This window comes from Bordetella petrii, assembly GCF_020991325.1.
Classification (GTDB): Bacteria; Pseudomonadota; Gammaproteobacteria; order Burkholderiales; family Burkholderiaceae_B; genus Bordetella_A; species Bordetella_A petrii_E.
Genome location: NZ_JAJMLX010000243.1, coordinates 1 through 6,918 on the forward strand (window position 1 = coordinate 1; position 6,918 = coordinate 6,918).

Here is a 6,918-nt window from a genome sequence, read left to right on the forward strand (position 1 = left end):
CTGCAAGCGCTGCGCGCGGCCGATGCGGCGTCGCACTGCGAAATCGGTGTCTGCGTGCCTTTCCCGTACCTGGCCCACCTCCTGCATCACGGTGGTGGCGATTTCCTCGATGGATTTGGTGGTGGTGGACAGCCAGGAAATCCCTTCCCGCCGCATCATGCGCTCGGCCTCGGCCACTTCGTAGCGGCACTGTTCCAGCTTGGCGTACTTGCTGTTGGGGCGGCGTTCGTTGCGCACTTCGGCCAGGCGTTCGGGCTGAATGGACAAACCGAACAGCTTGGCGCGGTGCGGCGCCACTGTCGAGGGCAGGGTGCCGCGCTCGAAATCGTCGGGTGTCAGGGGGAAATTGGCGGCCTTGATGGCGTACTGCATGGCCAGGTACAGGCTGGTGGGCGTCTTGCCGCAGCGGGACACCCCCACCAGGATGACGTCGGCCTGGTCCAGCTGGGTAATGAACTGGCCGTCATCGTGCGCCAGGCTGAAGTTGATGGCGTCGATGCGGTTGCGGTATTGCTCGGAATTGGCTGCCATGTGCGAGCGGCCGATCGAATGGCTGGATTTCAGTCCCAGGGCCTGTTCGATATGCCCCACGAATGTGCCGAACAGATCCAGGAAAATACCGTTGGCGCCGCGCACGCATTCCATGCTTTGCGGGTCCACCAGGGTGCTGAAGACGATGGGCGGCACGCCGGTTTCCTGGGCGTTGCGGTCGATGCGGACGGCAACGTCCCGGGCCTTTTCCAGGGTGTCGATGAAGGGCAGCCGTATCGGCCGAAAATGCACTTGTTCGAACTGCGACAGCACGGAGTGGCTGAAGGTCTCGGCAGTGATGCCGGTACTGTCTGAAACAATGTAGACAGTACGTTCGATAGGGGTCGAAGCCATATGTAAAATATTCCAACCAAAGGGGAAAGCCATGGTGCCCGACCGGGTACAATCTGACCCCGATATAAGTCACCCCAAGAGCGGTCCAAGGCCAGTTTGGTCAGCGCATCCTGATGCATTGACCAAACTCGCTTTCTCTCCATTGTAAAAGGTGACTTAAATGTCGTACGTCGTTTCGTTCGAGCAGCTCCGCATGACGGATGTGGACTCGGTAGGAGGCAAAAACGCATCGCTAGGTGAAATGATCAGCCAGCTGTCTGGCGCGGGTGTCCGCGTACCGGGCGGCTTTGCCACGACCGCCGAAGCGTTCCGCGACTTCCTCAAGGCCTCGGGCCTGGATGAACGCATCGCCACCCGCCTCAGCACCCTCAACCCCGAAGACGTGCGCGAACTGGCCTCGGCCGGCGCCGAGATCCGCCAATGGATCGTCGAAGCGCCGTTCTCGCCCGAATTCGAAAAGCATATCCGCGCGTCTTTTGCCCAGCTAGATGCCGATGGCAAGGGCTCGTTCGCCGTGCGTTCCTCGGCCACCGCCGAAGACCTGCCCGACGCCTCGTTTGCCGGCCAGCAGGAAACCTTCCTGAACGTGGTGGGCATCGACGACGTGCTGGACAAGATCCGCCATGTGTTCGCGTCCCTGTACAACGACCGCGCCATTTCGTACCGCGTGCACAAGGGCTATGCGCATGCCGAAGTGGCCCTGTCGGCCGGCGTGCAGCGCATGGTGCGTTCCGACAAGGGCAGCGCCGGCGTGATGTTCACCATCGATACCGAATCGGGCTTCAAGGACGTGGTGTTCATCACCTCGTCGTATGGCCTGGGCGAAACGGTGGTGCAGGGCGCCGTGAACCCGGACGAATTCTACGTGTTCAAGCCCACGCTGGAGCAGGGCCACTATCCCATCGTCAGCCGCCGCATCGGCTCGAAGCTGATCAAGATGGAATTCGACCCAGAACGCCCCGAAGGCCGCGCCGTGCGCACCGTGGACGTGCCCGTGTCCGAGCGCAACCGCTATTCGCTCAGCGACGACGAAGTGTCCGAACTGGCGCGCTACGCGGTCATCATCGAAAAACATTACAACCGCCCCATGGATATCGAATGGGGCCGCGACGGCATCGACGGCAAGATCTACATCCTGCAGGCGCGCCCCGAAACGGTGAAATCGCAGCAAACCGGCAACGACGTGCAGCAGCGCTACCGCCTGAAGGCCACCGGCCAGGTGCTGATCACCGGCCGGGCCATCGGCCAGAAGATCGGCTCGGGCCCGGTACGCGTGGTGGGCGACATTTCCGAAATGGACAAGGTGCAGCCCGGCGACGTGCTGGTCACCGACATGACCGACCCCAACTGGGAACCCGTCATGAAGCGCGCCTCGGCCATCGTTACCAACCGTGGCGGCCGTACCTGCCACGCCGCCATCATCGCGCGCGAGCTGGGCATTCCCGCCGTGGTGGGCTGCGGCGAAGCCACCGACGTGCTGAAAGAAGGCCAGTCGGTCACGGTGTCATGCGCCGAGGGCGACGAAGGCCGCATCTACGACGGCCTGATCGAAACCGAAGTCGAAGAAGTGCGCCGCGGCGAAATGCCGCCCATCGACGTCAAGATCATGATGAACGTGGGCAACCCGCAGCTGGCTTTCGATTTCGCCCAGATTCCCAATTCCGGCGTGGGCCTGGCCCGCCTGGAATTCATCATCAACAACAACATCGGCATCCATCCCAAGGCCGTGCTCGATTATCCCAATGTAGACGGCGAACTGAAGAAAGCGGTTGAATCCGCGGCCCGCGGCTATGCCAGCCCGCGCGCCTTCTTCGTGGAAAAACTAGCCGAGGGTATTGCCACTATCGCGGCGGCCTTCTGGCCCAAGTCCGTCATCGTGCGCATGTCCGACTTCAAGTCGAACGAATACCGCAAGCTGGTGGGCGGTTCGCGCTACGAGCCCGAGGAAGAGAACCCCATGCTGGGCTTCCGCGGCGCGTCGCGCTATGTCGCCGACGACTTCGCCGAGTGCTTCCGCATGGAATGCGAAGCCCTGAAGAAGGTACGCGACGAAATGGGCCTGACCAACGTCGAGATCATGGTGCCCTTCGTGCGCACGCTGGGCCAGGCTTCGCGGGTGGTCGACCTGCTGGCCAGGCACGGGCTGGCACGCGGCGAAAACGGCCTGAAGCTCATCATGATGTGCGAAGTGCCGTCCAACGCCATCCTGGCCGACGAGTTCCTGCAGTATTTCGACGGCTTCTCCATCGGCTCGAACGACATGACCCAGCTTACCCTGGGCCTGGACCGCGATTCGGGCATGGAGTTGCTGGCGGCCGATTTCGACGAACGCGACGAGGCCGTGAAGTTCATGCTGCGCCGGGCCATCAAGGCTTGCCTGTCGGCCAACAAGTACGTGGGTATCTGCGGCCAGGGCCCCAGCGACCACCCCGATTTCGCGCAATGGCTGAAGGATGAAGGCATTCTGTCGATGTCGCTGAACCCGGACACCGTGGTGGATACCTGGCAGCGCCTGGCCAGCTGATCCGGCCGCCGGCCTGGCCGGTGAAATTGCGGTAGCGAACTGCGCCCCAAGGGTTGATCTCTTGGGGCGTTTTTCCAGGCCCTTCAGCGTTCGGCCGCGGCGGGCTGGCGCAGGGCCAGGAAACGCCGCAACAGGCTGGCGGCCGTTGGCGTAGGGCCCAGGGCGTCGGCCAGCGCGGCGGCATCCAGGCCCTCGCGGGCGTAGTCGGTTTCGTAGCGCAGCAGATGGTCGCGCATGAATTCCGGCCCGAATTCCGGATGGAATTGCGACGAATAGATGCGGGGAGCCAGCCGCACCAGCTGGTGCGCGTCGAGCGCCGAACGCGCCAGGGTGACGGCCCCTTCGGGCAACTGCGTGACTGTCTGGGCGTGCAGCAACTGGGCCGGGAATGTGACGGGCAGGCCGGCCATTAGGGCATCGCCGGCGGCGGCTGGCAGGCATTCGATGGCCTGGGTGCCCAGTTCGCGGCCCAGCGCGTTATAGCCCACCTTGCCGCCCAGGGCGTGCGCCAGCAATTGATGGCCGTAGCACACGCCGAACATGGGCAGCCCCAGCCCGGCCGCCTGGCGCAGCCAGTTCGCGGCCTGTTCGCTCCAGGGTTCGCGGTCGGTGACCATGGCGGGCGAGCCCGTGACCAGCGCCGCCCGGTAGGCCGCAGGGGCCAGCGGGGTTTCTCCATCGAAAGCCCGCACCACGTGCACGGCCTCGGGCTCCAGGCCGGCGGCATGGCGCAACATCTGGGCATAGTCGCCGTGCGACTGGCGCAGGATGCTGTCGGGGTCGCCCGTGTGCAGGATCAGGACGGGCAGCGCAGGGCTCGAGGCTGAAGCGTTCATGCCCGCCATCATAGTCCCCGTCCGACGATTTCGCACCCGGGCAGGATGGAAATCCGTACAATCGACGCGGTACTCAACGTGGGCAAGGCATATGACGATGTGGATCTGGTTCGGGTTGGCCGCAATCGCGCTCATCGGCGAGGTGGCCAGCGGCACGTTCTACCTGCTGTTGGTGGCCCTGGGCCTGGTTGCCGGAGGCATCGCCGCCTGGCTGGCCGTCGATTTCGAATGGCAGTTGGTGGCGTGCGCCGCGGTGGCCCTGGCCGGCCTGCTGGTGCTGCGGCGCACCGGCGTGCTGAAAAAACGCGAGGTTGACGCGGGCCGCAGTGCCGATGTCAACATGGACATCGGCCAGGAAGTCGAGGTCGAAGGCTGGTCTGATGCCGGCCTGGCGCGCGTCTGGTATCGCGGCGCGCATTGGCAGGCCGAGCTGGCGGCCGGACAGCCGCGCAAACCAGGCCTGCACGTCATCGCCGAATTGCGGGGCGCCCGGCTGGTGCTGGTCCGCAAAGAAACCGCCGGCCGCGCCTGACGCGGCCTCTGTTCATCTCCAACGCAGGATATTCCCCATGATGCTCGAAACCTCAACTATCGTCCTGATCGTGCTGGTCGTCCTGGCGCTGCTGATCATCATCAAGGCGATCGCTATCGTGCCGCAGCAGCATGCCTGGGTGGTCGAGCGGCTGGGCAAGTTCGACCGCGTGCTGTCGCCCGGCGCGGGGTTTGTCATTCCCTTCATCGAACGCGTGGCCTACAAGCACTCGCTGAAGGAAATCCCGCTGGACGTGCCCAGCCAGGTGTGCATTACGCGCGACAACACCCAGCTGCAGGTGGACGGCGTGCTGTACTTCCAGGTTACCGACGCCATGCGCGCCTCGTATGGCTCGTCCAATTACATCTCTGCCATCACGCAGCTGTCGCAGACCACGCTGCGTTCGGTCATCGGCAAGCTGGAACTGGACCGTACCTTCGAAGAACGCGAATTCATCAACAGCACCATCGTGAATTCACTGGACGAGGCCGCGCTGAACTGGGGCGTGAAGGTGCTGCGCTATGAAATCAAGGACCTGACCCCGCCCAATGAGATCCTGCGTGCCATGCAGGCGCAGATTACCGCCGAACGCGAGAAGCGCGCCCTGATCGCCGCATCCGAAGGGCGCCGCCAGGAACAGATCAACATCGCCACCGGCGAGCGCGAGGCCGCCATCGCGCGTTCCGAAGGCGAGAAACAGGCGCAGATCAACCAGGCGCAGGGCGAAGCCGCGGCGGTGCTGGCCATAGCCGAAGCCACCGCCAAGGCCATTACCCAGGTGGGCGAGGCCGTGCGCCAGCCCGGCGGCATGGAAGCCGTGAATCTGCAGGTGGCCGAACGCTATGTCGATGCTTTCAGCAACGTGGCCAAGGAAGGCAATACCCTGATCCTGCCGTCCAACCTGGCCGACGTAGGCGGCCTGATCGCCTCGGCCATGACCATCGTGAAAAGCAACAAGACGGCCTGATCCCGGCCGCAGTTCGCGTCAGCGGGCCTCGGGGCATACCGGAGGCTCGTGCCGAGCCAGTGCCTGGCACCCTGTGGAAGCGCGTCAGTCCTTGCGGGCGTTGCGGGTGTCGTGCTTCATCATGCGCTCTTTTTCGCGCTGCCAGTCTTTGTCGCGTGCGGTGTCGCGCTTGTCGTACAGCTTCTTGCCGCGGCCCAGCGCGAAATCCAGCTTGATGCGGCCGTTCTTGTAGTGCAGGTTCAGCGGCACCAGCGTGTATCCGCGCTGTTCCACCTTGCCGATCAGTTTGCTGATTTCTTCGGCCTTGAGCAGCAGCTTGCGCGTGCGCATGGCGTCGGGATGAATGTGCGTGGAAGCCGTGGGCAGCGGGCTGACGTGCATGCCCAGCAGGAACAGTTCGCCGTCGCGCACGATGACGTAGCTTTCCTTCAGCTGCACGCGGTTGTCGCGGATCGCCTTGACCTCCCAGCCTTGCAGGACCAGGCCGGCTTCGTAGCGGTCTTCGATGAAATAATCGTGCGTGGCCTTGCGGTTGTCGATAATGCTCATGAGCCTGGAAAATCCGGGGGTAGCGCCGCTACCGGTAAAATCTGGACATTCTAGCCATTTGCGATAACCGATGCACAACGTTCAGCGATCCGTCCTGGTTCCCTACAGCGCCGCGCAGATGTTCGATCTGGTGGCCGACGTGGAAAAGTACCCCGAGTTCATGCCCTGGTGCGGCGGCACCGAGGTGCAGTCACGCAGCGAGCACGGCATGCAGGCGTCCATTCTGATCAGCTTTGCCGGCTTGAAGCAGCGCTTCACCACGCGCAATACGCATAGCTACCCCGATCGCATCGACCTGGAACTGGTCGACGGGCCGTTTTCCAAGCTGGTGGGACACTGGCAGTTCCAGGCCCTGGCCGACGACGCCTGCAAAGTGCTGTTTACCCTGGAATACGCGTTTTCCAACCGGGCGCTCGAGATGGTGGTGGGGCCGGTGTTCAACCGCATCGCCAGCAGTTTCATCGATTCGTTCACCAAGCGCGCGCAGGCCGTGTATGGCGAATGACGCCACGCCGTTGCGGGTAAGCGTGTGCCACGCCGAATCCGCCGGGTCGACGTGGCAGCGCGCGCTGAGCCTGCCGGCCGGCGCCACGGTGGACGACGCCCTGCGGGCCAGCGGCTTCGC

7 protein-coding genes are annotated in these 6,918 nt (G+C 63.8%); 4 read left to right on the forward strand and 3 right to left on the reverse strand.

The window, feature by feature from the left end; translation table 11 throughout:
• Positions 1-885 (reverse strand): pyruvate, water dikinase regulatory protein (locus LPZ50_RS19505; protein ID WP_230663952.1); only part of this gene is annotated, 885 nt, incomplete at its 3' end.
• Positions 886-1,045: 160 nt separating this feature from the next.
• Between LPZ50_RS19505 and ppsA the strand changes: the two genes are divergently transcribed.
• Complete coding sequence (ppsA, locus tag LPZ50_RS19510; protein WP_230663958.1) at positions 1,046-3,409, forward strand: phosphoenolpyruvate synthase; 2,364 nt, start codon at positions 1,046-1,048, stop codon at positions 3,407-3,409.
• Between the two features lie 83 nt (positions 3,410-3,492).
• Here the strand turns inward: ppsA and LPZ50_RS19515 are convergent, their stop codons facing one another.
• Positions 3,493-4,245 carry a glutamine amidotransferase gene (locus tag LPZ50_RS19515; protein ID WP_230663961.1) on the reverse strand — a complete coding sequence of 251 codons (753 nt, stop codon included), beginning with the start codon at positions 4,243-4,245 and terminating at the stop codon, positions 3,493-3,495.
• 97 nt (positions 4,246-4,342) lie between these two features.
• On the opposite strand from LPZ50_RS19515, the gene LPZ50_RS19520 reads away from it, so the two are divergent.
• Both LPZ50_RS19520 and LPZ50_RS19525 read left to right on the forward strand, forming a co-directional pair.
• Entirely contained in the window at positions 4,343-4,777 is a 435-nt protein-coding gene (locus LPZ50_RS19520) for an NfeD family protein (protein WP_230663969.1), read from the forward strand.
• 40 nt (positions 4,778-4,817) lie between these two features.
• The gene (locus LPZ50_RS19525) at positions 4,818-5,744 is read left to right on the forward strand and encodes an SPFH domain-containing protein (RefSeq protein WP_230663972.1); all 927 of its coding nucleotides are present in this window, start codon (positions 4,818-4,820) and stop codon (positions 5,742-5,744) included.
• An 84-nt stretch (positions 5,745-5,828) separates the two neighbouring features.
• Here LPZ50_RS19525 and smpB read toward each other — a convergent pair whose 3' ends face one another.
• Complete coding sequence (gene smpB, locus LPZ50_RS19530; RefSeq protein WP_230663964.1) at positions 5,829-6,293, reverse strand: SsrA-binding protein SmpB; 465 nt, start codon at positions 6,291-6,293, stop codon at positions 5,829-5,831.
• Positions 6,294-6,363: 70 nt separating this feature from the next.
• Between smpB and LPZ50_RS19535 the strand changes: the two genes are divergently transcribed.
• Positions 6,364-6,798 carry a type II toxin-antitoxin system RatA family toxin gene (locus LPZ50_RS19535; protein ID WP_230663966.1) on the forward strand — a complete coding sequence of 145 codons (435 nt, stop codon included), beginning with the start codon at positions 6,364-6,366 and terminating at the stop codon, positions 6,796-6,798.
• Positions 6,799-6,918: the final 120 nt, after the last annotated feature.